The organism is Rheinheimera nanhaiensis E407-8 (assembly GCF_000296695.1).
Taxonomy (GTDB): Bacteria; Pseudomonadota; Gammaproteobacteria; order Enterobacterales; family Alteromonadaceae; genus Alishewanella; species Alishewanella nanhaiensis.
This window is the reverse complement of the sequence record NZ_BAFK01000002.1, coordinates 117,801-143,203: the sequence shown is the minus strand read 5'-3', so window position 1 is coordinate 143,203 and position 25,403 is coordinate 117,801. Positions and strand designations below refer to the sequence as shown.

Sequence of the window (25,403 nt, the reverse complement as noted above, 5' to 3'; positions counted from 1 at the left end):
TTACTCCGCTGCGATAAGTGGTACGCGATCCATCTCAAGCGTGGCTTCACGACGCGCCATCTTGATGAACTGGCCTACTGAGGTCAGGTATGAACCTGGTAACTCATCCCAGCTCGAGGTTTGCTTGTTCCACACCCAGCCAGCACTGCCATCAAGCGCCAGTGCCATTAAAGACAGACGACCAACATGCACATACTCAACCGTGATGTCCTGACCGTTCAGCGGTAAGTTGCCCTGGAATGCAGCCAGCTCTGAGCCGTAGCCCACTTCAATGCTGTATGCTTCAAGGATTTGACGGTATTGCTCAGATAACTGCACATCTGAACGGCCCATCAGTTCACGCAGGCGCTCAACGCGCTCTAAACGACGCTCGGTACGCAGAGGGATGTCTGCCTTTACGAACTGCTCTAATGCATCAATCATCCGGAACATCAGCGGCACTGTACCTTTACGGGTATCTTCCAGGCCGTTAATCTGACGCTGAATTGAATTGATCTGGCGCTGCTGATCGGCAACCAGCGTTGCTAAAAAGTCGTTATAAACTTTCAGGTTCTCAGTCTGGTCAACAACCTGGCGGTACTCGCCCAGTAATTCCTGTGACTGTTCATAAATAGTGTTGATTTTTTCCTGAGACTGCACTGCTGCGCGTTGGATCTGACTACCTTCCTGCTGCAACGCTTTTAAATCTGTTGCCAGAACGTTCGCAGATAACGCGAAGGTACCGGCCAGAGCTGTTGCAACAAGACTCTTGCGAATTTTATTGTTAAACATAGTTCCCAACCAATTATTGCTGATTAACGTAACCTGAAGTTGTAAGGGCCCAGCCATTCTTAACGACAGAAAAGGCCCTCGGTTAGAGGGTAAACCGTCCGCATCATTACAGGTAAAAACGCCCTTGTCAAGCCAACTCAGGCGCCCAGAGGTCTGCTCTGACGCGGTACCTTGCACGGTTTTGCACCCAATTTATGCACTATTAAACAAATGAAAATTTATTTGTTATAGTTCATTAATTTTTTAGCTTACTTTATATTCGGTGTCAGTTTACCTGCGGCATATAAAGTAACCATCGCATCCAATGATATGGGTTTAATTTTACTGCCGTGTCCTGCGGCATTGAATGCCTCATAACGGGCAATACAAATTTCCATCATCGCTTTGACTGACTCCTGCAAATATTTGCGCGGGTCAAACTCCGCCGGATGCTTCGCCAGATAACGGCGAATTGCGCCAGTGGAGGCCAAACGTAAGTCAGTATCGATATTGACTTTACGCACACCGTATTTAATACCCTGCTGAATTTGCTCTACCGGCACACCATAGGTTTCAGGAATTTGGCCGCCATATTCATTGATAATTTGCAGCCAGTCCTGCGGTACAGATGATGAGCCATGCATAACCAAGTGCGTATCCGGAATACGCTCGTGGATGGCCTTGATACGGTCAATCGCCAGAATATCGCCTGTCGGTGGCCGGCTGAATTTATAAGCGCCATGCGAGGTACCGCAGGCAATCGCCAGTGCGTCGACCTGCGTCTCGCGTACAAACTGCGCCGCTTCTTCCGGATCGGTCAGCATCTGGTCATGGCTTAATATACAGTCAGCGCCGATACCATCTTCCTCACCGGCAGCACCGGTTTCCAGCGAGCCTAAACACCCTAACTCGCCCTCAACCGAGACACCACAAGCGTGCGCTATTTCAACAACTTTGCGCGTTACATCGGCATTGTAGGCATAATCCATCGGCGTTTTACCATCTTCGCCTAAAGAGCCATCCATCATCACGGAAGAAAAGCCCAGCGCAATAGAACGCTGACACACAGCCAGTGAAGTGCCGTGATCCTGGTGCATCACCACCGGAATATGCGGAAACTCCTCTACTGCCGCCAGAATTAAGTGGCGCAAAAAAGGCGCACCGGCATATTTACGCGCACCAGCAGAAGCCTGCACTATCACCGGGCTGTCGGTTTTATCCGCTGCCAGCATAATAGCGCGCATCTGCTCGAGGTTGTTGACGTTAAACGCGGGTATGCCGTAACCAAACTCGGCGGCATGATCCAGCATCTGACGCAGTGAAATAAGGGCCATGAAATCCTCTCTTAATCTTTTAGGGTACAGTTGTAATATGACATTATTATTATGTTTTATGCTTTAGCACGCTGTTCCAGTATAGCCACTGCCGGTAAGGTTTTACCTTCTAAAAACTCTAAAAAGGCACCACCACCGGTTGAGACATAAGATACTTTGTCAGCAATATTGTACTTATCTATCGCCGCCAGGGTATCACCGCCACCGGCAATAGAGAATGCCGGGCTTTGCGCTATAGCCTGTGCTATCGCTTCTGTGCCTTTGGCAAACTGGTCAAACTCAAACACCCCGACCGGGCCGTTCCAGACGATGGTGCCGGCGGTTTCTAAGATCTCCACCAGCTGGGCTGTGGTATCCGGGCCTATATCAAAAATCATATCCTCAGCGGCAACGGCTGATACCGGCTTTAACGTGGCGGGAGTGGTTTCACTAAAAGCCTGACCAACCACCACATCGGTTGGCACCGGTATATTGCCGCCACGCGCTTTGGCCTGCGCCATCAAGCGCTGCGCTTCGGCAATTAAATCGGCCTCATATAAAGATTTACCCACATTATTACCGTTTGCCGCAATAAAGGTGTTAGCGATGCCGCCGCCGACAATCAACTGATCAACAATCCCAGACAGCGATTCCAGCACGGTAAGTTTAGTCGACACCTTAGAGCCACCCACAATAGCCACCAATGGCCGTTTTGGGTTCTTTAATGCTGCCGCTAAGGCGTCAAGCTCGGCTACCAGCAAGGGGCCGGCGCAGGCCACAGGCGCATATTTGGCCACGCCATGGGTTGAGGCCTGAGCGCGGTGTGCGGTACCAAAAGCATCCATTACAAACACATCGCACAGCGCGGCCAGCTTTTGCGCCAGGCTATCGTCGTTTTTGCCCTCGCCTTTGTTAAAGCGCACGTTTTCAAATACCACCACTTCACCAGCCGCAACGTCGATACCGCCCAGATAATCAGCGGCTAAGCGCACCGGTGCCTTTAATACCTGGGCCAGATAATCGACCACCGGCTGCAATGAGGCTTCAGCGTCATACACGCCCTCTTCCGGCCGGCCCAAATGTGACATCACCATCACTTTGGCCCCCTTGCTCAGTGCCAGTTCAATGGTTGGAATAGCGGCTTTTAAGCGGGCATCTGAGGTAACTTTGCCATTTTTTACCGGCACGTTTAAATCTTCCCGGATCAGCACGCGTTTGCCGTTAAGATCCAGATCGCTCATGCGAATAACAGACATTTCAAGCTCCTTGTTGTAAATTCGGTTGCATCATCGCCCGCGCGGTATCGAGCATGCGATTAGCAAAACCCCATTCGTTGTCGCACCAGACCAGACATTTAACCAGCCGCTTATGACTGACCCGGGTTTGTGAACCATCGACAATGCAAGAGTGGGGATCATGGTTAAAATCAACTGATACCAGCGGCTCTTCGGTGTAATCTAAAATACCGTTTAAGGCGCCCTGACGCGCTTGCGCCAGCACCTGATTAACGGCCGCAATACTGACATCCTGATGCAGCGTGACGCTTAAATCCATCGCGGTAACATTTAAGGTAGGTACCCGCACCGCTATAGCTTCGAAGCGGCCGGCAAATTTTGGCAGAATACGTTCTATACCCAGCGCTAATTTGGTATCCACCGGAATAATCGACTGGCTGGCCGCGCGGGTACGGCGCAGATCCGGATGATAAGCATCTATTACCTGCTGATCGTGCATCGAAGCATGAATAGTGGTGATGGTGCCACTTTCTACCCCAAAGTGCTGATCCAGCACCTGGATCACCGGTACGATACAGTTAGTGGTGCAGGAGCCTGCTGATACCACCGACATCTGCGCCGTTAACAGCTGCTGATTAATGCCATAAATAATAGTGGCATCCATATCGCTGTCGGCCGGATGGGAAAACAACACTTTCTTCGCACCGGCAGTTAAATGCCAGTTAGCATGCTCACGGCTATGAAATACACCGGTACACTCCAGCACGATGTCCACCTGCAGCTCACGCCACGGCAGCTCCAGCGGATCCGCCTCGCAAAACAGCCTGATAGCATCACCGGCAACCCGGATACCGCCGTCAAAGGCACTCACATCAAAGGCAAAACGGCCGTGCGACGAGTCGTACTTTAACAGGTGCGTTACGCCTTTAGCATCGGCCAGTTCATTAATTGCCACCACCTGCAACTGGTGTTGCAAGCCATTTTCATAAATTGCCCGCAGTATATTGCGGCCAATACGGCCAAAGCCATTTATTGCCAGTCGGATTGCCATAACACCACATAGAAAAATGGGACCATAACTGATCCCATTAGATTAACCCTTATGCCAGAAGCTCACGCGCAGCCTGCAGCACCTTGTCGGCCGTAATACCAAAGTGTTCAAATAACTGCTCAGCCGGCGCCGACTCACCAAAGCTGGTCATGCCGATAATTTTGCCGGTTAAACCCACGTATTTATACCAACAATCGGTAATACCCGCTTCTACCGCTACCCGTTTAGTCACAGCAGAGGGCAATACCGCCTCACGGTAGTTGGCATCCTGCTGCTCAAACACATCGGTTGATGGCATAGATACCACCCGCACCGCTTTACCCTCTGCCGTAAGCTTTGTAGCCGCCTGCATGGCCAGCTCAACCTCTGAACCGGTAGCAATAAAAATAAGCTCTGGCGTGCCGGCGCAATCACGTAAGATATAACCGCCGCGTTTCACGTCAGCCAGTTGCTTAGCATCGCGCGTTTGCTGTACCAGGTTTTGCCGGGTAAAAATCAGCGTGGTTGGGCCTTCGGTACGCTCAATCGCGGCCTGCCAGGCAATGGCTGATTCAACCTGATCACAAGGACGCCAGTTCATCAAGTTTGGCGTGGCGCGCAGCGCTGCCAGCTGCTCCACCGGCTGATGGGTTGGGCCATCTTCACCCAAACCAATAGAGTCGTGGGTGTAAACAAAGATAACGCGCTGCTTCATCAAGGCTGCCATACGCACCGCATTACGGGCGTATTCCATAAACATTAAGAAGGTCGCACCGTAGGGTACAAAGCCGCCGTGTAGCGCTATGCCGTTCATAATGGCCGACATACCAAATTCACGCACACCGTAATAAATGTAGTTACCGCTGGCATCTTGCGCAGTAAGCGGTTTAGAGCCCGACCAGATAGTCAGGTTAGAGCCGGCTAAATCAGCCGAGCCGCCGATAAACTCTGGCAACAGCGGACCAAAGGCATTCAGGGCATTTTGCGACGCCTTACGGGTAGCAATCGTTGCCGGGTTGGCCTGCAGCTGCTCAATATAGGCTTGTGATTGTACCGCCCAGCCCTCAGGCAACTGACCGGCGACACGACGGCTAAACTCGGCCGCTAGCTCTGGGTGCGCGGCGCTGTAACGGGCAAACAGTTGCTGCCAGCTTTGCTGTGCTTCGCCGCCTTTGGCTTTGGCATCCCAGTCGGCATAAATATCGGCTGGAATATCAAAAGGTGCATGCGGCCACTGCAAATACTCACGGGCGGCAGCGATTTCAGCATCGCCCAGCGGTGCACCGTGGCAATCATGGCTGCCACCTTTATTTGGCGCGCCGTAGCCTATTACAGTGCGACAGCAAATCAGCGTGGGTTTACCGGTTTCGGCCTTGGCTTGTTTAATTGCCGCTTCTACCGCAGCTGCATCATGGCCATCAACATTACTAATGACATGCCAACCGTAGGCTTCAAACCGGGCCGGGGTATTATCGGTAAACCAGCCTTCAACATGGCCGTCAATGGAAATGCCGTTATCATCCCAAAACGCAATTAACTTACCCAGACCCAGGGTGCCAGCCAGCGAGCACGCTTCGTGTGAAATGCCTTCCATTAAACAGCCATCACCTAAAAACACATAGGTATGATGGTCAACAATCTCAAAGCCCGGCTGGTTAAATTGTGCCGCCAGTGCTTTTTCAGCAATCGCCATACCCACGGCGTTGGTAATGCCCTGGCCCAGTGGGCCTGTGGTGGTTTCTACGCCCGGTGCATAACCATACTCCGGGTGGCCCGGCGTTTTTGAGTGCAACTGCCTGAACTGCTTTACATCGTCAATGCTCAGCTCATAACCGCTTAAGTGCAATAGTGAATATAACAACATCGAGCCGTGACCATTAGATAAGATAAAGCGGTCGCGGTTTGGCCAGCTCGGATCTTGCGGATTGTGCTTGAGGAAATCGCGCCATAACACTTCGGCAATATCTGCCATGCCCATAGGGGCGCCCGGGTGTCCTGATTTGGCTTTTTGCACCGCATCCATACTTAACGCACGGATCGCATTAGCGAGTTGTTTACGAGATGGCATCTTCACTCCTGACTGTAGGCGGCTTCTGTTTGGCGAAGCGACTTATTATAAAAGCTGATTGCTCAAGGCGGCATGGCGCGCTATTTTCCCAGAGCCCCTGCCAGATGGCAAATTTTAATCGGTGGTAAAAAAAGAATTTTACCCACCACTAATCCAAGCGCGCCGCTTAGCGTATTATTGCCGTTAAAATAGCATTAAAGACGTCTGGGTGGCAGATTTTTCTGGCAAAGTGTTAACGCTTTCTCTAGAATAGCCGCCTATTTTTTTGAGTTCATGCTGGTGTACTTACTGGCTGTGAACTTAACTGCATTAACCTTATTTTTGGAATACAACAGATGGCACAACACATTTTTACCTCTGAGTCGGTATCGGAAGGTCATCCGGATAAAATCGCCGATCAGATTTCAGACGCCGTACTGGATGCAATCCTGGAACAAGATCCCAAAGCCCGTGTTGCGTGCGAAACCTTCGTAAAAACCGGTATGGTGCTGGTCGGTGGTGAAATTACTACCTCAGCCTGGGTAGATATTGAAGAAATTACCCGTAAAACCGTACGTGAAATTGGCTATACCCACTCCGATATGGGCTTCGACGCCGACTCTTGTGCGGTATTAAATGCCATCGGTAAGCAGTCACCTGACATTAATCAGGGCGTAGATAAAGCCGATCCGAAAGAGCAAGGCGCCGGCGATCAGGGCCTGATGTTCGGTTACGCCAGTAACGAAACTGACGTGTTAATGCCAGCACCTATTACTTATTCACACCGCCTGGTGCAGCGTCAGGCGCAGGTGCGTAAAGACGGTACCCTGCCCTGGTTACGCCCGGATGCCAAATCACAGTTAAGCTTTATCTACGAAGATGGCAAACCTGTGGGCATTGATGCGGTAGTACTGTCTACCCAGCACTGCGACACCATCAGCACGGCTGATTTACGTGAAGCGGTAATGGAAACCATCATTAAACCAGTGCTGCCGGCTGAATGGTTAACCAGCAAAACCAAATTCTTTATTAACCCTACCGGCCGCTTTGTTATCGGCGGCCCTATGGGCGACTGCGGCTTAACTGGCCGTAAAATTATCGTTGATACTTATGGCGGTATGGCCCGCCATGGCGGTGGTGCCTTCTCTGGTAAAGATCCATCGAAAGTGGACCGCTCAGCCGCTTACGCTGCCCGTTATGTAGCAAAAAATATCGTGGCAGCTGGCCTGGCAGACCGCTGTGAGCTGCAGGTGTCTTATGCTATCGGCGTCGCTGAACCAACCTCTATCAGCCTGGAAACCTTTGGTACCAGTAAGCTGACCGAAGACGAGCTGATTAAACTGGTACGCGAGCACTTCGATTTACGCCCGTACGGCTTAATTGAAATGTTAAAGTTAGAGCGGCCCATTTATCAGCCAACGGCAGCTTATGGTCACTTTGGCCGTATCGAGTTCCCGTGGGAGCAAACCGACAAAGCCGAGTTACTGCGCCAGTACGCCAAGTAACGCTGGTTAGATGTCAGAAAAGGAGAGCCCGGCTCTCCTTTTTTTCAGCCGCTATTTTAATCGCCTTACCGGATAAACCGCAGTTTAGCCTTATCATCCGGCACTTTTTGTGTATGATAAGCCGTTGTAAAAATACCAGGGTCCTGTGTTGCCTTGCACAGCGCTTTAAAACTATAAGAAAGGAACCACTATGTCTGAACAAACTGCCACTGCCGAAAGAACCGGCTGGCTTAACCGTGCGCTAAATACCATTGAGGTGGTCGGTAATAAACTGCCCGACCCTGCGGTACTGTTTGCTTTATTAATGGTTGTGGTCTGGGTTATCTCCTGGCTGCTCTCCGGTGTCACGTTTACCGAGCTGGACCCGCGCTCTGGCCAGCAAATACAAATTGTTAATTTACTCTCTGGTGAAGCACTGACCAACTTTACCTCCAGCATCGTTAATACCTTTGTCACCTTTCCGCCCTTGGGTGTAGTGTTGGTCGCCATGCTGGGCCTGGGTGTAGCAGAATACACCGGTTTTATTAACGCCGGCTTACGCTCAATCTTAAGCGTTACGCCCAAAATGCTGTTAACACCGGTGCTGATTGCTGTAGGCGTGCTAAGTCATGTTGCGGTAGATGCCGGCTATGTGTTGGTGGTGCCCTTAGGTGCAGTGATATTTTACGCTGCCGGGCGTCATCCGCTGGCGGGTATTGCCGCTGCCTTTGCCGGTGTATCCGGTGGCTTCTCGGCAACCTTTTTCCTACCGTCCAGTTTAGATCCGTTACTGGCAGGGTTAACGCAAACTTCGGCACAAATTTTAGACCCGAGCGTTACGGTAAACCCGCTGAATAACTACATTTTCACCACGGCCTCCACCTTCCTGATTGTGATTATTGGTTGGGTGCTGACCGATAAAGTGATCGAGCCGCGCTTAAAAGGCACCAAAGTTGATGGCGACACCTCGCAAATGGTCACCATGGATGCACTTAAACCAAACGAAGTGCGTGGTTTAAGGGCGGCAGGTTTTTCTATGCTGGCGGTTACCGCCATTTTAGTGCTGACCATAGTTGTACCAGATGTTACGCCCTGGGCAGCTAAACCCGAGCAGGTATTGCCCGGTGTCAACCCACTGCTTACTGCCGCTGCGCCGTTAATGAAGTCTATTGTCAGTATTATTTTTATCTTCTTCCTGGTGCCGGGTATTGTATATGGCTATGTGTCAGGTTCAGTGCAAAACCATCGTGATGTGGTAAAAGGCATGAGCCATGCCATGAGTGGCATGGGCTACTACATTGTTATGGCGTTCTTCTGTGCGCTGTTTTTATATGCGTTTAGCCAGTCAAATTTAGGCGTATTACTGGCACTCAAAGGTGCTAACGCATTAAAAGAAATGGGCCTGCCACTTGGCATGACACTGGTTGGCATAGTGTTCCTGTCGGGTCTGGTCAATTTAGTAGTAGGCTCTGCCTCAGCCAAATGGGCACTGATTGGCGCTATTATGGTGCCTATGCTGATGGAGCTGGGTATTTCACCCGACTTAACCCAAGCAGCTTACCGCGTAGGTGATTCATCTACCAATATCATCACGCCTTTACTGCCGTACTTTCCGCTGATAGTAGTGTTCTGCCAGAAGTATGTGAAAAACAGCGGTATCGGCACCCTGGTCGCGCTGATGCTGCCTTACTCTGTGGTGATGCTGGTATTATGGACCGCCTTCCTGCTGGGTTTCTGGGCGCTGGATATTCCGCTGGGTTTAGGTTCAAGCTACAGCTACCCTGCGGCTAACTAAGTACCCTGCTGTGTCAAATGCTACTGTGTCAAACCCTGCCTAGGCAGGGTTTGTTTTTTCTGTTGCTAAACCAGGCAGCCTGCTACCATAGCGACATGTTTTCTTTGTGCGATCAAGCTATGCGTATTCCCCGGATTTACCACAGCGGCGCTATAGCGCTTAATAGCGAATTTCAACTCGATGAAGATGCCGCCAACCATGTTGGCCGCGTGCTGCGTATGCCTAACGGCAGCGAGCTGCAACTATTTAATGGCGATGGTTTTAACTACAGCGCCAACATCAGCAATAGCGATAAAAAACGGGTTTGGGTTATCACCACGGCCAAACACGACAACCCGGTCGAATCGCCGCTTAGCATTCACTTAGGTCAGGGTATATCGCGAGGCGACAGAATGGATTTTGCCATTCAAAAAGCGGTTGAGCTTGGCGTAACGGAAATTACCCCGCTGTTTACCGAGCGCTGCGGCGTTAAGCTGGACGGCGAGCGGCTGACTAAACGCAACGAGCAGTGGCAGAAAATCGCCATCAGTGCTTGTGAGCAAAGCGGCCGCAGCAGAGTGCCGACTGTACACCCGGCCATTACACTGGATAACTGGCTGGCGCAGCAAACAAAAGCATTAAAGCTGACCTTGCATCCGTGGGCAAAAGACACCATTAAGACGTTAATACCCAATACACAGATCCGCCTGGTAATTGGCCCTGAGGGTGGCTTTAGCGAGCAGGAAATGGCGCAAACCACAGCCGCCGGTTTTACCGGTATTCAGCTGGGGCCACGTGTGCTGCGCACCGAAACCGCTGCCCTTACCGCGATCAGTGCATTGCAACTACAATTTGGCGATCTGGCCTGAGGATAACGCATGCAAACACCGATTAAGCTTGGCATAGTGATGGACCCGATAAGCGCCATCAATATCAAAAAAGACTCCAGCTTCGCCATGCTGCTGCAGGCGCAGCAACGTGGTTACGAAATACATTATATGGAAATGGCTGATCTGTACTTGCTGGAAGGCCAGGCCAGAGCCAGCACCAAGCGGTTAACCGTGCAGCAAGATCCGGCTAATTGGTATCAGTTCGGCGCCACACAGGATATAGCGTTAAGCGAGCTTAATGTCATTTTAATGCGCAAAGATCCGCCGTTTGATACCGAGTACATCTACGCCACCTACATGTTAGAGCGGGCTGAAGATGAAGGTACGTTAATTGTGAACAAGCCGCAAAGCCTGCGCGATGCTAACGAAAAGCTGTACACCAGCTGGTTTAGCCAATTTACGCCGAAAACCCTGGTCAGCCGCGACCCTGCTAGGCTAAAAGCTTTTTATCAGGCCGAGCAGGACGTGATCTTAAAACCGCTGGACGGTATGGGTGGCGCCTCTATTTTTCGCTTAAAACCCAATGATGCCAATGTCAGCGTGATCATTGAAACCCTCACTGAGCATGGCAGCCGCTATGCGATGGCGCAGCGCTTTATTCCGCAAATTAGCGACGGCGACAAACGTATTTTGGTGGTAAACGGCAAACCTGTGCCATACTGCTTAGCACGCATTCCGGCCAGTGGCGAAACCCGCGGTAACTTAGCGGCCGGTGGCCGCGGCGAGGCCCGCCCCCTGTCAGACAGCGACTGGGCCATTGCCAATGCGGTAGCGCCAACGTTAAAAGCCAAAGGCTTAGTGTTTGTCGGGCTAGATGTCATTGGTGACAAGCTGACCGAAATTAATGTTACCAGCCCAACCTGTATCCGCGAAATTGAAGCGGCGTTTCCAATCAGTATTACCGCCATGTTATTTGATGAGATTGAACAGCTGCTGGCAGCCCGCCAGTGACAACCCAGATGTACCGAGGTCACTATGCAGAATTTTCAGAATCATTTTTTAATTGCTATGCCAGCGCTGGACGACCCGCTGTTTAAACGCAGCGTCACCTATATTTGCGAGCACAATGAAGAAGGTGCGATGGGCATAGTCATAAACCATCCGCTGGAAGTTAAGGTGGCGGATTTACTAAAACAACTGGAAATTGAATTTGACACACAAAGCCCGGCTGCCCAGGCCCACGTCTGTGCCGGCGGGCCGGTGCAACACGACAGAGGCTTTGTGCTGCATACCGCCAAAGCCGGTTATGGCAGCAGTATGGCGCTCAGTGACGAGCTGATGGTGACGACATCAAAAGACATACTGTTTGATTTAACCACCGAGCGCGCACCGGACAAGTTTATACTGGCGCTGGGCTACGCCGGTTGGACGGCCGGCCAGTTGGAGCAGGAGATCGCCGACAACTCCTGGTTAGTGATCCCGGCTGACAGCAGCATTATTTTTGATTTGACCCACGCCGAAAAGTGGCAAAGCGCCACCGCCAAAATGGGTATTAAGCCGTGGCAACTGACCAACGAGGCCGGACACGCCTGATGAGTCGCACCATTTTAACCTTCGATTACGGCACCAAAAGTATTGGCGTGGCGGTAGGCCAGGAGCTTACCGGCACCGCCTCGTTATTAAGCGCGTTAAAAGCCCAGGACGGTACCCCTGACTGGGCCTTAATAGAAAAGTTGATCAAAGAATGGCAGCCGCAGTTGTTACTGGTCGGTTTACCGCTAAATATGGACGGCACTGAGCAGCCGTTTACCGCCCGCACCCGTAAATTTGCCAACCGCCTGCATGGCCGCTTTGGCCTGCCGGTAGTACTGCATGACGAGCGCCTGACCACCACCGAAGCACGCAGCATGCTGTTTGCGCAAGGGGGCTATCGTAACCTGGCCAAGGACAAGGTAGACAGCCTGTCGGCGAAGATTATTTTTGAGAGCTGGTATGAACAACAGTAAACCACCGCTGGAGGCGGGCTATTATCAGCATTACAAAGGCGCTTATTATCAGGTAATTGATTGCGCCCGCCACAGTGAAACAGAAGAGTGGCTGGTAATTTACCGCGCCTTGTACGGCGATTACGGTCTGTGGGCACGGCCACTTAACATGTTTACCGAAAACGTTGAAATTGCCGGCGAGCTGTTACCGCGTTTTCAGTATATTGGTAACACCCTGCCACCGGGTGTTATGGAAAATCCGCCGGGTTAGTCTCCTGTGCCAGCAGCAGCATAATATCTGCCTGCGCCAACCAAGTACGCAGTTGTACCGCCCCCGCCTTTAGCTGCTCATGCTGGCCAATCAGCTGCCACAATTGCTGCACAAAGCTGTCAAAACCGGCAGCAGGGTTATAGCTTAGCGCACCACTTTGGCTTATCACACTAAGCAAATGCCGAATTAAATCTGTGCTTTGCTGTAATTTCTGCTGATAGGGTAACAAAACCTGCTGCAAACATTGCTGTAGCGGATACAAAATATCTACCGCCACTCTGAGCTGTTGCTTACGCAGCTGGCCGCGATGCTCATTACTCAGTGCCGGCGCACTCAGTTTGCTGCGCTGGCCAGCCAGCTCTGCACTGGCCACCAAACCATAGCTGCTAAGCAATTGCTCGGCTTCAGCCAACCAGCTTAGTAACGATGCCAACGCCTGCGGCTGCTTACGTTCAAACTGGCTGACCAGAGGCGAAAACGCCAGTAACAGGCGGCTGAGTTCATTCACCAGATGCACAATGGATTTTTGCATAAGACTTATTCCGGCAGTAACCGACGACTGATCTGGCCATCACTGCTTTCCATCTGCTGCCATTCCATGCCATCTTCTGAGATTTTCAGTTTGATATAGATAATGTTTTCCGGCTTTTCTTCCCGCAATTTATGTGACTCGGCTATCACATTTAAATTTTCTATCACTTTGCGCTGGCTTAATACTTTTATTTCCTGCGTTGCCGCCGCCACCAGCCGCGATGTTATCTGTTCAATATTAAGCTTAGGCAGAGATTCCCGGCTGACCAGCTGATACTCATCGGCCAGCTGCACCAGCTGCCTTACCGCTTGCTGGCTGTACTCGGTCACCGGTGCCATATCCTGCTGCATCCGCAGTGCCTGTTCCAGGTTATGGGTTTGCTCCACCAGCACGGCGCGCAGGGCTTTAGACGCTTTGGACGGCAGGCTGGTACGCCCCAGACTGTTGGTCAGCTCTTTATACATCAGACTATTAAATTTCGTGTTATCAATGGGTTGGTATTGAGTTTCGGTTTTTTCTGTCAGTGCATCCAGCGCTACCGGTATCGTCAACTCAACATCTCCCACCCGCATATGCGGTACGGCAAAATGCTTAAGTAAGTCATGTTTGGCATATTCTTCCGCCACTTTTACCGTCTGAATGTCGGCCATCACTCTGGCATTGGTAATACTGCTGATAATACTGCCTAAGTATTCGTTTAAATTCGGCATCTTAATGTCCCTGTAAAAAAGCCGGCTGACAGCCTTGCGCTGCCAGCCTTACCAGCATCAAAACAACTCAGGCACTGACAATACTGTCTTCAAGCATCGTCAGAATGCGGTCTAACCCGGCCGGAATTTCGTCATTTAAGGCGGTCACTTTAACCCCCAGGTTGTAGGTTTTTTCCACGCTGACACCGCGGGTAGACGAGCGCTTATACGACGCCGATGCTTTAAAGTTGACGATTTTATAGTTGATGCCAAGCTCTGCACTGGCAGCAAACTCACTGGATACATTCGCCGTTTCCGTGGACGTAAGCTTGGCATGAAAATCAATTGTCAGCTCTTCAATCCGCAGCGCCGGTATGGTTAGCATGGTTAAAAACGGCACCTTAATGGCCACATCTTGCTGATCAAACTGGTTGTCCCCGGCATTGGCGGGTAAGCCTTCATCCTGTAACTGCTGGGCAGACTTACCAAAATGCGGGTTAGGGACCGACTTTTTAAATTCAAAGTCGACATAGCGCAGTGTTTTATTGCCACCATTTTCTTCAAAACCCACCGCCTGAATAAAGCTGACCTGCGACATAGACGCGGCATGCTGAGCTTGTACAGCGGCCTGCATAGGGCCACCGATATAGACACTAAAATCTAAACTGTTAAGTTCCTGCACCAGATTTGGCATGACAAGTACTCCCTGTTAGCTGTACCTACTCTGTTAAGGCTTTTCGGTTGCCGCCGACTTCATTTTCGCCGGCTGTTTACCACAGCTACTACAGACGGTACATCAGCACCAGCCCGGCAGTGAGATAAAGCCTAGCTGCAAGCGCAGGAATAACCAGCACCAAAACAGGGAATTTCGTGAGGTTTAGCTGATATTGTTCTGACAAAAACGCAACTGTTGCAGTCGCGTGGACATCGCAGAAAAGTCACAGCTGCTGGCGATACCATTCGCCTAAGATCAGGCTGGCCGCTACGCTGACATTCAGCGACTCAACCTTGCCGGAGCCTGGTATTTGCAGCGCGATATCGGCGTTTTTTGCCACATTTTGCGACACGCCAAACATCTCTTCACCAAATACAATCACCACCTTGGCGGGTAATTTGGTTTGATACAACGAGCTGCCGCCATGGCTGGAGGTGGTGATCAGCGTATAACCGGCATCCTTGCACAGCTTTAATGCCAGTGGCAGATTATCGCAGCTTAAGCCCTCAACAAACTCGCCACCGCCCTCAGCAGTACGCAGCGCCGCGCCCGACTGCAGCAATTCAGGCTGTTTCATAATAATGCCACCAACACCAAAGTGAGCACAGCTGCGGGTTATTGCACCTAAATTGTGTGGGTTGCCAACGCCATCTAACGCCAGCAGGCAGTCTTGCCGTTTACGACTGTCCTGCTGCAAATACCGGGCTAATGTCTGAATAGGCTTACGCTTAACCAGCAGCACCACGCCACCGTGATGCTGGCTGGCCGCGACTTTTTCCAGCTCGGCATCATCAACAATATGATAGGCTTTTTTAGCTGCCGCCAGGTATTTCATAACATCGGCAAATTTCGCGGCCATGTGCGCAGACACATAGAGCCTGATCAGCGCATCGGGCCGTTGGGTAAACAATACTCGGCAGGCATTTTCACCATAAACTTTACTTTCATCATCCAGTACCGCGCGCTGCGGCTTAACGCTGCCGGTTTTTACCTGCGGTTTAGCTGCCGGCCTGGCGTTTTTCGCATTGGCGCCCTTGGCCCAGGGCTTGTGTAATGGCTTAGCCGCCTTTGCGCTTTTACTGTTGTGCTGTGACATAACATATCCTGCTGACACCGCCGCGCGGTGAAATATCAATAATGGCGCTGATTTTACCAGCTCACTTGCAACATTACTTATGCTTTTTCCGGCCAGGTGCTGTGGCGGTGGCACTCTTGCTAAGGCTGGCTATACTGAGCAGGCAATGGCGTGTGCAGTTTACCGATGTCACCATTTAATGCTCCAGGCTCCTACATTTGTTTAATTCTGTGGAGGAAGCACTATGCCAACTGTTCATTCGCACTCTAAACGCAGCCTGCTAAAAGGTCTTTTTGCTGTGATACTGGCGTTTGCCGCTGCCACTCCGGCGTCAGCAGGCGAATTGCTGCACCGCCCCGCCGATAATAACCAGTGGCCAGAAAACCTGATCCGCGCGGTACAGGAAAAGCTTAACAGCCTTGGGTTTGACGCCGGTAAGGCAGACGGTATTATCGGCCCGCGCACCCGACAGGCGATAAGCGACTATCAGCAGCAAAACAATCTGCCAGTGGATGGCCAGATAAGCGCAGCCTTACTTGAGGCCTTAGGCTTTGAGCAATGATCTGACAAGCTGCCGGGTATGCGGACATTCGCTGCCCGTCGCAGCGAAAAAATGCACCACCTGTGGCGAATACCAACATCCGCTGTATCGCTGGCTGTCCGGTAATGTACTCAGTGGCCTGATTGCATTGGTGCCCATTTGTACACTGGCCTTTACCTTTGTTTACGACAGGTTAGCGCCTAAAGCATCAGATTTGCAATTTACACTAACCCGCTGTGATACCAAACAAGTAGAGTTATTTGCCAGTAATTTGGGCAACCGCGCCGCCATACTAAGCCATGCAGAATTTAGCAGCAGCGGCGAGTACCAGCCACTGCAAATCCGGCTGGAGGTTGCCGATAAACTGGTTAACGGTGGTGACACCCGCGCCATCATACTCAGCACTATCGACACCATCAGCCCTGGCGGCCTGGTGCCGTTTTCGTTGCGTCAGAGCGCAGACTGCCGGATAAAAATCCGCTTACACAGCGTCTCTTTTGCACAAAAACCGTCTTCTCAGGAGCTGACATGCACCTGCCCGCCGGCTTAATTTATCTGTCGCTACTGTTATGTTCTGCGGCAGCCGCTGCACAGCAGCGCGCGGATCTGCATCTGTTTCAGTATGGTTTAACCACCACAGAGCAGCGGGCGGCACTGTTTGAAGATTTTCGTTACGTGCTGGAAGAGAAAATGCCACGTTTGTCTGATGAGCTGGCACTGGGCGAGGCATTACCGGTACTAAAAGCCATCAGAATTGTGCCGGTAACCGGCGACAATAATCAATTGCGCCGCCCGTCGGAACTGATTGGTAATTTACAGCTGCGCCAGCGTTACTGGCATGACGTCGGCGCCCTGGCACTGCTGACCGGTGTTGTCGATGTGCAGGCTGATGTGCCCAGCATTCGCACTACCTTGTATTGGGGTAAGCTAAAACCCGCCGTGGCGCAGGAAATGATCGATATCGAGCTGCCACTAACCGGCAATTATTTTGACACCACCTTCGATAGCCATTCGGTAGCCATTTTGTATGCCATTGCTAACCAGCCGGATGTCGGGTGCAACAAATTTACCGCTATTATTGCCCTGCTCAGTGAAGCCTTAAAGCGCGCCAAAGCCATTAGTACACAGCAACCGCAGCTGGGAGGCGAGCTGGAGCAAAAAATTGAGCAAAGCATTCTGGCGCTGAAAGCGGAGTGCAACAGATGAAGCAACTGCTTAGCGCTATCTGCCTGCTTTGCAGCCTGCTGCCGGTATCGGCACAGCAGAATCCTGATCAGATCACGGTGTTTTTTCCGGCCTTTGGCGGCGATACCACTTTGGGGCGCAATGTCAGCACTGTGCTGTCGTTGCAGCTGGCCCAGACCAGCCGCAAAGCGCCCTGGCCAGACAACCCTGACAAGCTGGATTTTGGCCGCGGCATAATTAAATGGAGCCCCGACAGCCTGAGCCTGACGCAACAAGATGTCGCTATTCGCACTGCGCAGCAGGCAAAACTGCTGGCACAAATGGTGGTGCTGGGCAGCACGCAACGCTTTGGCAGCAACGTAGTGGTAGAGGTTGAAGTACTGCTGCCGCGTTATCAGGCTGCTTATCCGGGCTGCAGCAGCAATAGCCGCCTGCCCTGTGATTACCGCAAACAACATCTCGAACTTTGGCCGCTGCGCTGCCAACAGCACAGCCTGTACACACCGCTGCCGCGGCGGCGTTATCATATGGCCGGTATAGTGCTGGATGATGATGTGGTAAAAAAATTCCGCGCCGTAAAAGGCTTGCCAATCACAGCAGCATTAAACACGACACAGGTGATCGGTCACACCGGTGACGATTTGCAGTTTCTCGAGTTCAACCGTCATTTAAATAATGCACCAACCAAATTGCGCAGTCAGGGCGTGGAAGGCTATGTATCTTTGCCAAAAATTTCCGCGAAAAACTCTGAATTTGCCGATATGGCCGGCGGCCTGTTGCAACTGTTTCGTGGTGACTGGCAGGCTGCGCATAGCAGTTTTAGCCGGGTGATAGCTAACCCGGTAACACGGGTTCCGCTTAAAATTGACGCCTACCTGCTGCGCGGCATGGCGCAATTTCGCCAGGGCGGCAATGGCTTAGCCGATATTAACACCGCCGCCGCGCTGGCCCCCTACGACGCCGGTGCCGCCCGTTACCAGCTAACCGCCATGCTGCTCGCGGCACGCCCTGCTGCAGAAATAACCCAGACATTAGCGGATAAACGTTTTCTGTTTGACACCGATGACGACTGGCTGCTGGCCTTTGACCGCTTGCTGCAGTGCCGGGGCAGCAGCGGCTAAGCTGAGCGCGCGAAAATACGCGGCGCAGATTGCAACAACACTTGTAATTTTTTGCTCGCGCAGTATGCTGGCGGCCTTTAAATTTGCCGCAACAGGACCCTTTATGCTGAGTTACCGTCACAGTTTTCATGCCGGCAACCATGCCGATGTTATTAAACATCTGGTGCAGGTGGCAATTCTGGACTACCTGCTGCAAAAAGATAAACCCTTTTGCTACCACGACAGCCATGCCGGCGCCGGCTTATACAGCTTGCTGGGTGAACAGGCGCAAAAAACCAGCGAGTATCAGACCGGTATTGGCAAACTGTGGCAGTATCAGGCGCAAAGCCCGGTGCTGCAGCATTATATTGAACTGGTAAAGCAATTAAACCCGGATGGCGAACTGGCGTTTTACCCCGGCTCACCAAAAATTGCCGCGCTGATGCTGCGCGCAACTGACAGCATCCAGGCCAGCGAGCTGCACCCAAGCGACTACCCTATTCTGGCCAGCCAGTTTGTACGCCGCCGCCATAGCCGCATTGAAAACATGGATGCCTGGGCCGGCTTTAAAGCCATGCTACCACCGCTGCATAAGCGTGGCCTGGTGCTGATAGACCCACCCTACGAGCTGAAAACCGAATATCAGGATGTCGTGCACGGCCTGAGCCTGGCCTACAGCCGTTTTCCGCAAGCCACTTATGCTATCTGGTACCCGGTAATAGAACGCGCAGCGGTAGAAGCTTTTATCAGCGCCTTAGTGGGCACCGGCATTAAAGATATGCTGCGCATTGAATATTGCCCGCTGCCCGACAGCAGCGGTTTTGGCATGACCGGCAGCGGCATGCTGGTGGTTAACCCGCCCTACACACTGGCCGATACCATGCGCACAGCACTCACCGAGCTTAGCCCGCTACTAAGTCCGCAGGGCGACTTTAGCGTGCATCAACTGGTGGCCGAGTAAAAATGCACAAGTTTATTTTGGTAACCCTGCTGCTACTCAGCCCGGCACAGGCGCTGGCATTTGGTGCTACAGGCCATCAGCTGGTGTGTGATATGGCGTATCAGCTGGTTAGCGCCAGCAGCCGCCAGCAACTGGACACCTTAACCAACAAGGCCGGTTATACCTATTTTGCCAGCGCTTGTGTCTGGCCTGATGAGGTGCGCTCACAGCCCGGATTTCACTGGAGTGCGCCGCTGCACTTTGTCAATTTTGCCCGCGACAAACACGAAGTGACACCGGCAGATTGCCCGGCGCAGGGCTGTATTTTGTCTGCCATTGACACTATGCAACAGCGCCTTAAGCAAGATCATAACGACTGGCAGGCGCTGCTGTTTTTAGCCCACTTTATTGCCGATTTACACCAGCCGCTGCATGTCAGCTTTGCCGATGACTTAGGCGGCAACCGCACTGCAGTGTATTTTTTTGGCCAGCCGAATAACCTGCACGGGGTGTGGGATTTTGCCATGCTACAGCAGTTGGGCTATGAAGACGATGCCGCCAGGGCTGGCGCGCTGTTAAACCTGCTTAACAGCGAACAGGGCCAGCCGCTTAAGGCACAGTGGCAACAAACAGACATACTCGCCTGGGCCAATGAGTCGGCCAAAATAACCCAGGCAATTTATCGTGACTATAAACCCGGCATGCTGATAGAGGCCGACTATGTGGCGCAGTATCAGCCAGTGCTGGAACAGCGCCTGATGCAAGCTGCAGTGCGTTTGGCCATGTTGCTTGAGCGGCTGTTGGCTGATAAAGCTGCTGCAGGTTAACGGATCCAGCCTTTGCTAATTTGGCGAAAGGTGTCGGTGCCGCAGCGCTCTAACCACTCAAACGCCAGCATTTCTTTGCTGATAATATAAGCGCCGCACTGCTGCATACGGCTAAGCGCCAGCTGCTTATTTTGCTCGCTGCGCGAGCCCACCGCCTCGACTACCACAAACACCTGATAGCCCAGTTGCAGTAAATCCAGCACCGACTGCAGCACACAGACGTGGGTTTCCGTGCCCAGCACGATCACCTGTTTACGCTCGGTACAGGCCAGGTTACTGACAATCAGCGGCTCTCTTAAGGCGCTAAAGTGCATTTTCTGCAGCACCCGCCCGGGTGGAATTAACTCCGCTAACGCCGGCACCGTCGGCCCAAGCCCCTGCGGGTATTGCTCGGTGGCCCATAGCGGGATATCCAGCTGTAACGCTACCTGCAGCACCCAGGCCGCCGCCTGCTCTACCGCTTTGCCATCGAAAATAGCCGGTGCCAGCTTTTGCTGAATATCAATCAATAACACCTGACTCTGCGCTGGATTAACTAGCATACAAGCCCCTTTGCTTCAGTGAAAATGCCGCGCGGCTAAACTAAGTTCAGCCAAAAGTGGCGATAAGTCAACCAGCTTACCGGCGATAATATGCACTACCTCGCCTTCGCGCTGCAAAATGCCATCGACCTGCAAAATGGTCGAGGTTAAAAACGCCTGCTGCTGCGCCTGAGCAGTGGCCAGCCACACCAGCACATTGGCGGTACCGGTTTCATCTTCCAGTGACATAAAGGTTACCCCCGCTGCGGTACCGGGCCGCTGGCGTAAGGTGACCAGGCCACTTAGCCGCACCGGGCTGTTGTGCCTGACACTGCTAAGCTCTGCCACCTGCTTGCTGCGTGGCAATTTATTGGCGCGGCGCAGCAAGGCCAGCGGGTGCTGCTCCAGACTAAGCCCGGTGGCGGCGTAATCTTCCAGCACATTGGCCAGCTGGTCCGGTGGGGCCAGATAAGCGGTTTGCGGCTCTGTCACTGCAGCAAACAGCGGCAGGCTGTGCTGCTGATCCAGCAGTTGCCAGCGGCTGTTATAGCGGTCACCACTTAACGCCTTTAGCGCATTGGCACTGGCCAGCGCCTGTAAATCGGCGCGGCTTAGCCCTAATTGTTTTAGCTCAGCCAGGCTGCGATAGCCATTAGCCGGGCGCTTAGTTAGCAGCCTTTCTGCGCCCGCCTGGCTTAGGCCTTTAATTTGCTTTAACCCCAGCCGGATAGCTTTGCCCTGCTGCTCAAGGCTATACAGCCACTGGCTGTGGTTAACACACAATGGCAGCACAGTGACACCATGGCGGCGCGCATCCTGCAACAATTGCGAGGGCGAGTAAAATCCCATCGGCTGGCTGTTTAATAAAGCCGCGCAAAACGCCGCCGGGTAATAATACTTAAGCCAGGCAGACACATAGGCCAGCACGGCAAAACTGGCCGAATGCGACTCGGGAAAACCATACTCACCAAAGCCGCAAATTTGCTGGTAAATACGCCCGGCATAGTCAAGCGGATAACCGCGACTTTGCATACCGTCAATCAGCTTATGTTTAAACTGCAACAGCTCGCCGGTTTTCTTCCAGCTGGCCATAGCCCGGCGTAGCTGGTCGGCCTCACCGCCGCTAAAACCGGCTGCTACCATCGCCAGTGCTATTACCTGCTCCTGAAAAATCGGCACGCCCAGGGTGCGTCCCAGCACCCCTTTTACTGCCTCAGACGGATAGCTCACCGCTTCTATACCATCGCGCCGCTTTAAATAAGGGTGCACCATATCGCCCTGAATCGGGCCAGGCCGTACTATGGCAATTTGCACCACTAAATCGTAGTAACAGTTGGGTTTCAGCCTTGGCAGCATGCTCATCTGAGCGCGTGATTCAATCTGAAACACGCCGATGGTGTCTGCCTGCTGCATCATCTGGTACACGCTGGCATCATCGCCCTTGCCACAAATACCGGCCACGCTCAGCTCTTGCTGAAAATGCTGTTTTACCAGCGCAAAACACTTACCAATGGCGGTTAACATGCCAAGCGCCAGCACATCGACTTTTAACAGCTCCAGTGTTTCTAAATCATCCTTATCCCACTGGATCACAGTACGGCCGGCCATAGCGGCGTTTTCCAGTGGCACCAGTTCGTACAAAGGCCCGCTGGAGATAACAAAGCCACCGACATGCTGCGATAAATGGCGCGGAAAGCCACGTAACTGCTCCACCAGGCTGATAAGTTGCTGGGTGAGCTGCGAATGGCTATTTAGCCCCAGGCTATTTAACTGCTGCTGCCAGCTAACAGCAGGGTCGCGCCGCTGAATATGCTTTAGCAAAAACTCCAGCTGATTAAGCGGCAGCCCCAGCGCTTTCCCCACATCCCGAAAGGCACTTTTAAAGCGGTAGCTAATTACGGTAGCGGCCAGTGCCGCCCGCTCGCGGCCGTATTTCTGGTACAGATACTGGATCACTTCTTCACGCCGCTCGTGCTCAAAATCGACATCAATATCCGGCGGCTCCCGGCGCTCTTTGGATAAAAAGCGCTCAAACAGCACCTCAACTTTGGCCGGATCAACAGCGGTGATAAACAAGCAGTAACACACCACCGAATTGGCTGCTGAGCCGCGGCCCTGATACAAAATACCGCGGCTTTTGGCAAAGCATACCAAATCATAAATGGTGAGGAAAAAGTACTCGTAGCCCAGCTCAGCGATAAGTGTTAGCTCTTTATCAATCAGCGCCTGTACTTTTGTGGGCACCTGCCGGTTAAAGCGCTGCTGCGCGCCCTCGGCCACCAGCTTTGCCAGATAACTGGCAGGCGTTTCTCCTACCGGCACCAGCTCACTGGGGTATTGGTATTTCAGCTCTTTCAAATTAAAGCTGCAGCGCGCGGCAATTAATGCCGTTTGCGCCAGCTGCTCAGCGGTAAATAAGCGTGACAGCTTGCTCAGCGGCCGCAGTGCACGCTCGGCATTACTCAGTAGCTGCCGGCCCAGTTGTGCCAGCGGCATACCGGCTTTAATGGCGGTTAAACAGTGCTGCAGTGCCAGCCGGCCGGGGCTGTGCATCAACACAGCACCGCAGGCCACTACACTTAGCTGATGCCGGGCCGCCAGCGCCAGACAATAAGCGCTAAAAGCCGGTTCGTTATGGCTAAGCTCACGCCGCAGCGCTAACCACAAGCGCTCAGTGTGATATTTTTGCAGCCAGGCCAGCCAGTGCTGGTCGCTGTCAGGCTCGCCCGAGGGCAGCCACAGCAGCAAACAGTGTTTCACCGACATCAGATCCCATGGCGTTAGCTGATACTGGCCTTTGCTGCTGCGCCGGCGGGCATTGGTAATAATACGGCACAGCTCACTGTAGGCGGTTTTATCCGGGCACAGCAGCACCAGCTGTAGCCTGTCGAGCTGAAAATAACTGCCGACAATCAGCTTAAGGTTAAGCTTAAGCTCGTTAATTTCACGGTAGGCGCGCACCACGCCGGCCACCGAGCACTCATCGGTCAGTGCCAGCGCGCTGTACCCCAGCGCAGCGGCTTGCTGCACCAGCTCCTGCGGGCTGGATGCGCCCTGTAAAAAACTAAAGTGGCTTTGACAAAACAGCTCTGCGTAGGCCATGGCGGTGGCTAACTAAACAGGCCGTGCACAAACCACTGCTGCGACACCGTGCGGTACAGCCACAGCCACTGGCCTTTGCGGTTACGGCCAATAAAATAATCACGCTGCGCCGCCAGCTGCCAGCCGTTTGGGCATAGTCGCTCCGGGCCAGACGTGATCTCTACCGGCTCAGTTAATGGCCTGGGGCTGGGCAAAATAAAGGCTGGCCTTAACGCTAAAGGTATAACAGGCTTCAATGCTGCCCCACCACCACTCTGGTTTTGCTGCTTCTGGTGTTGGCTCTGCTGCGTCCATAACGGCGGTTGCCGGCGGCTGGCCAGCTCAGGTAAATGTTGGTTTTGCAGGCTAAGGCTGCTGATAGCTCCACGCCCCAGCCTGGCTTCAAGCAATGACACCAACTGTAAAGGCGACAGGGTAGCCACTGAGTTATCAAATAAGGCCGCGGTTTGCGCCTGCCTCGGCTTAAAATCATCGCAGTTAAGCTCAAGGCCGCTGACCGGCTCGGCCAGCTTAAGCCGGCATAACTGCAGCTGGCACAGCATTAACCAGCGCTCTGGCAGATATTCGCCCTGCGCCGAGCCAACCGCTAACACTATGGCGGGCCGGCCAGAGCGAAAATGCAAGCTAAGCTGCAACTGATAACACAGTGCATCACGCTGTTTCAGCTGCATGGATAACTGTTGCAGCAGGCTGCTAAGTGGAGCAGTCAGTACACGGGTGTCAGCAATATCGTACAACAGTTCGATATAACGGCTAAAACCCGGCGCCGGCTGAATATAATTAAGTGCATGATAAAAATCGCCGTTTAGCCTGCCCAGATAGCTTAACAGCTCAGGCTCGAAGCGGCGCGACAGCTCGGCCGGTGCCAGCGCCAGCAGCTGGCCTAAGGTATTAATACCCAACCGTTTTAACTGCTGCTGTAATGGCAGGCTCAGCTCGCTCGCCACAAGCGGGCTGCGTTTTAGTGCTGCGCTAAGCCCGGTGCTGTCGGCACTTAACAGGTTAAGCTGCTGCCGCGCCAGGCATTTGGCGGCCAGTGGTGTGGTGCCACAACTAAACTGATAACGATAACCCAGCGCCTGCAGTGCCTTATAAAGCACCTGCCAGTAGCCATTAAGGCCACGGTATAGCCTTAACATGGCACAAAGGCGTAAATACAGGCCATCTGGTGGGTCCAGCGCGATATCGGCCGTCAGCTGATACAGCTGCTGCGCCACACTTTGCAGCAACTGCTGTTGCCGCTCTGTCTGATACGGCAGCAGCTGTAAATCAGCACAGAGCGCGGCGGCCGTGCCTAGCGACATCCCCAGGGTAATACCACGCGCGGCGGCTTCTGCGTTTAACTGCACCAGGCGGTGCTGCGCATCGGCTACTGCCAGCGGTACCTTAGCCGGCAGCGGGCTTACGCAGTCGACCAGCAAAGATGGCAACTGTAAATACAAATACAGCGCCATAGC

Annotated in this window: 25 protein-coding genes; 13 read left to right on the top strand and 12 right to left on the bottom strand. The window is 52.7% G+C overall.

Going from position 1 to position 25,403, the window contains the following annotated elements; genetic code table 11:
- The 5 genes from RNAN_RS02275 to tkt all read right to left on the bottom strand — a co-directional run bounded on the left by RNAN_RS02275 (window position 1) and on the right by tkt (window position 6,396).
- Window positions 1-771: a DUF3450 domain-containing protein gene (locus RNAN_RS02275; protein ID WP_008218364.1), complete on the bottom strand. Its 771-nt coding sequence runs from the start codon at window positions 769-771 to the stop codon at window positions 1-3.
- Window positions 772-1,019: 248 nt separating this feature from the next.
- Complete coding sequence (gene fba, locus RNAN_RS02270; RefSeq protein WP_008218362.1) at window positions 1,020-2,084, bottom strand: class II fructose-bisphosphate aldolase; 1,065 nt, start codon at window positions 2,082-2,084, stop codon at window positions 1,020-1,022.
- A gap of 56 nt (window positions 2,085-2,140) precedes the next feature.
- Entirely contained in the window at window positions 2,141-3,319 is a 1,179-nt protein-coding gene (locus RNAN_RS02265; protein WP_008218360.1) for a phosphoglycerate kinase, read from the bottom strand.
- A gap of 1 nt (window position 3,320) precedes the next feature.
- On the bottom strand, window positions 3,321-4,349 hold the full coding sequence (epd, locus tag RNAN_RS02260; RefSeq protein ID WP_008218358.1) for an erythrose-4-phosphate dehydrogenase: 1,029 nt from the start codon (window positions 4,347-4,349) through the stop codon (window positions 3,321-3,323).
- A gap of 49 nt (window positions 4,350-4,398) precedes the next feature.
- Window positions 4,399-6,396 carry a transketolase gene (tkt, locus tag RNAN_RS02255; RefSeq protein WP_008218356.1) on the bottom strand — a complete coding sequence of 666 codons (1,998 nt, stop codon included), beginning with the start codon at window positions 6,394-6,396 and terminating at the stop codon, window positions 4,399-4,401.
- Between the two features lie 335 nt (window positions 6,397-6,731).
- On the opposite strand from tkt, the gene metK reads away from it, so the two are divergent.
- The 7 genes from metK to RNAN_RS02220 all read left to right on the top strand — a co-directional run bounded on the left by metK (window position 6,732) and on the right by RNAN_RS02220 (window position 12,719).
- A complete protein-coding gene (gene metK / locus RNAN_RS02250) occupies window positions 6,732-7,880 on the top strand; it encodes a methionine adenosyltransferase (RefSeq protein WP_008218354.1) in 1,149 nt (382 codons plus the stop codon).
- Window positions 7,881-8,070: 190 nt separating this feature from the next.
- Window positions 8,071-9,654: an AbgT family transporter gene (locus RNAN_RS02245; RefSeq protein ID WP_008218353.1), complete on the top strand. Its 1,584-nt coding sequence runs from the start codon at window positions 8,071-8,073 to the stop codon at window positions 9,652-9,654.
- Window positions 9,655-9,773: 119 nt separating this feature from the next.
- On the top strand, window positions 9,774-10,502 hold the full coding sequence (rsmE, locus tag RNAN_RS02240) for a 16S rRNA (uracil(1498)-N(3))-methyltransferase (RefSeq protein ID WP_148275632.1): 729 nt from the start codon (window positions 9,774-9,776) through the stop codon (window positions 10,500-10,502).
- Between the two features lie 9 nt (window positions 10,503-10,511).
- Entirely contained in the window at window positions 10,512-11,474 is a 963-nt protein-coding gene (gshB, locus tag RNAN_RS02235; RefSeq protein ID WP_008218349.1) for a glutathione synthase, read from the top strand.
- Window positions 11,475-11,498: 24 nt separating this feature from the next.
- Window positions 11,499-12,056 (top strand): YqgE/AlgH family protein, encoded by a 558-nt coding sequence (locus tag RNAN_RS02230; protein WP_008218346.1) that lies wholly within the window; start codon window positions 11,499-11,501, stop codon window positions 12,054-12,056.
- Complete coding sequence (ruvX, locus tag RNAN_RS02225) at window positions 12,056-12,469, top strand: Holliday junction resolvase RuvX (RefSeq protein WP_008218344.1); 414 nt, start codon at window positions 12,056-12,058, stop codon at window positions 12,467-12,469. The genes RNAN_RS02230 and ruvX overlap by 1 nt, the downstream gene beginning before the upstream one ends.
- The gene (locus RNAN_RS02220; protein WP_008218342.1) at window positions 12,456-12,719 is read left to right on the top strand and encodes a DUF1653 domain-containing protein; all 264 of its coding nucleotides are present in this window, start codon (window positions 12,456-12,458) and stop codon (window positions 12,717-12,719) included. Before ruvX ends, RNAN_RS02220 begins: the two co-directional genes overlap by 14 nt.
- Here the strand turns inward: RNAN_RS02220 and RNAN_RS02215 are convergent.
- From RNAN_RS02215 to RNAN_RS02200, 4 genes are all read right to left on the bottom strand, one after another.
- Window positions 12,697-13,251, bottom strand: a complete 555-nt coding sequence (locus RNAN_RS02215; RefSeq protein WP_008218340.1) for a hypothetical protein — start codon at window positions 13,249-13,251, stop codon at window positions 12,697-12,699. The genes RNAN_RS02220 and RNAN_RS02215 overlap by 23 nt on opposite strands.
- 5 nt (window positions 13,252-13,256) lie before the next feature.
- Complete coding sequence (locus RNAN_RS02210; RefSeq protein ID WP_008218339.1) at window positions 13,257-13,961, bottom strand: hypothetical protein; 705 nt, start codon at window positions 13,959-13,961, stop codon at window positions 13,257-13,259.
- A gap of 67 nt (window positions 13,962-14,028) precedes the next feature.
- Window positions 14,029-14,634 (bottom strand): DUF2589 domain-containing protein, encoded by a 606-nt coding sequence (locus tag RNAN_RS02205; protein ID WP_008218338.1) that lies wholly within the window; start codon window positions 14,632-14,634, stop codon window positions 14,029-14,031.
- A gap of 244 nt (window positions 14,635-14,878) precedes the next feature.
- The gene (locus RNAN_RS02200; protein WP_008218334.1) at window positions 14,879-15,751 is read right to left on the bottom strand and encodes a tRNA/rRNA methyltransferase; all 873 of its coding nucleotides are present in this window, start codon (window positions 15,749-15,751) and stop codon (window positions 14,879-14,881) included.
- Window positions 15,752-15,974: 223 nt separating this feature from the next.
- On the opposite strand from RNAN_RS02200, the gene RNAN_RS02195 reads away from it, so the two are divergent.
- The 6 genes from RNAN_RS02195 (at window position 15,975) to RNAN_RS02170 (ending at window position 20,323) form a co-directional block, all read left to right on the top strand.
- Window positions 15,975-16,292, top strand: coding sequence for a peptidoglycan-binding domain-containing protein (locus RNAN_RS02195; protein WP_008218329.1), 318 nt, complete (start codon window positions 15,975-15,977; stop codon window positions 16,290-16,292).
- Window positions 16,282-16,821 (top strand): hypothetical protein, encoded by a 540-nt coding sequence (locus RNAN_RS02190; protein WP_008218326.1) that lies wholly within the window; start codon window positions 16,282-16,284, stop codon window positions 16,819-16,821. Before RNAN_RS02195 ends, RNAN_RS02190 begins: the two co-directional genes overlap by 11 nt.
- Window positions 16,800-17,477 (top strand): hypothetical protein, encoded by a 678-nt coding sequence (locus tag RNAN_RS02185; protein WP_008218323.1) that lies wholly within the window; start codon window positions 16,800-16,802, stop codon window positions 17,475-17,477. The genes RNAN_RS02190 and RNAN_RS02185 overlap by 22 nt, the downstream gene beginning before the upstream one ends.
- A complete protein-coding gene (locus RNAN_RS02180) occupies window positions 17,474-18,577 on the top strand; it encodes a tetratricopeptide repeat protein (protein WP_008218321.1) in 1,104 nt (367 codons plus the stop codon). Before RNAN_RS02185 ends, RNAN_RS02180 begins: the two co-directional genes overlap by 4 nt.
- Before the next feature lie 103 nt (window positions 18,578-18,680).
- Window positions 18,681-19,517 carry a 23S rRNA (adenine(2030)-N(6))-methyltransferase RlmJ gene (locus RNAN_RS02175; protein ID WP_040551523.1) on the top strand — a complete coding sequence of 279 codons (837 nt, stop codon included), beginning with the start codon at window positions 18,681-18,683 and terminating at the stop codon, window positions 19,515-19,517.
- A gap of 2 nt (window positions 19,518-19,519) precedes the next feature.
- Entirely contained in the window at window positions 19,520-20,323 is an 804-nt protein-coding gene (locus RNAN_RS02170) for a S1/P1 nuclease (protein WP_008218317.1), read from the top strand.
- On the opposite strand, the gene RNAN_RS02165 is transcribed toward RNAN_RS02170, so the two are convergent.
- Genes RNAN_RS02165 through RNAN_RS02155 form a run of 3 tightly spaced genes read right to left on the bottom strand, consistent with a single transcriptional unit; the run spans window position 20,320 to window position 25,400 of the window.
- Window positions 20,320-20,865, bottom strand: coding sequence for a hydrolase (locus RNAN_RS02165; RefSeq protein ID WP_008218315.1), 546 nt, complete (start codon window positions 20,863-20,865; stop codon window positions 20,320-20,322). The genes RNAN_RS02170 and RNAN_RS02165 overlap by 4 nt on opposite strands.
- Before the next feature lie 15 nt (window positions 20,866-20,880).
- A complete protein-coding gene (locus RNAN_RS02160) occupies window positions 20,881-23,946 on the bottom strand; it encodes an error-prone DNA polymerase (RefSeq protein WP_008218312.1) in 3,066 nt (1,021 codons plus the stop codon).
- Window positions 23,947-23,954: 8 nt separating this feature from the next.
- On the bottom strand, window positions 23,955-25,400 hold the full coding sequence (locus RNAN_RS02155) for a Y-family DNA polymerase (protein WP_008218309.1): 1,446 nt from the start codon (window positions 25,398-25,400) through the stop codon (window positions 23,955-23,957).
- Window positions 25,401-25,403: the final 3 nt, after the last annotated feature.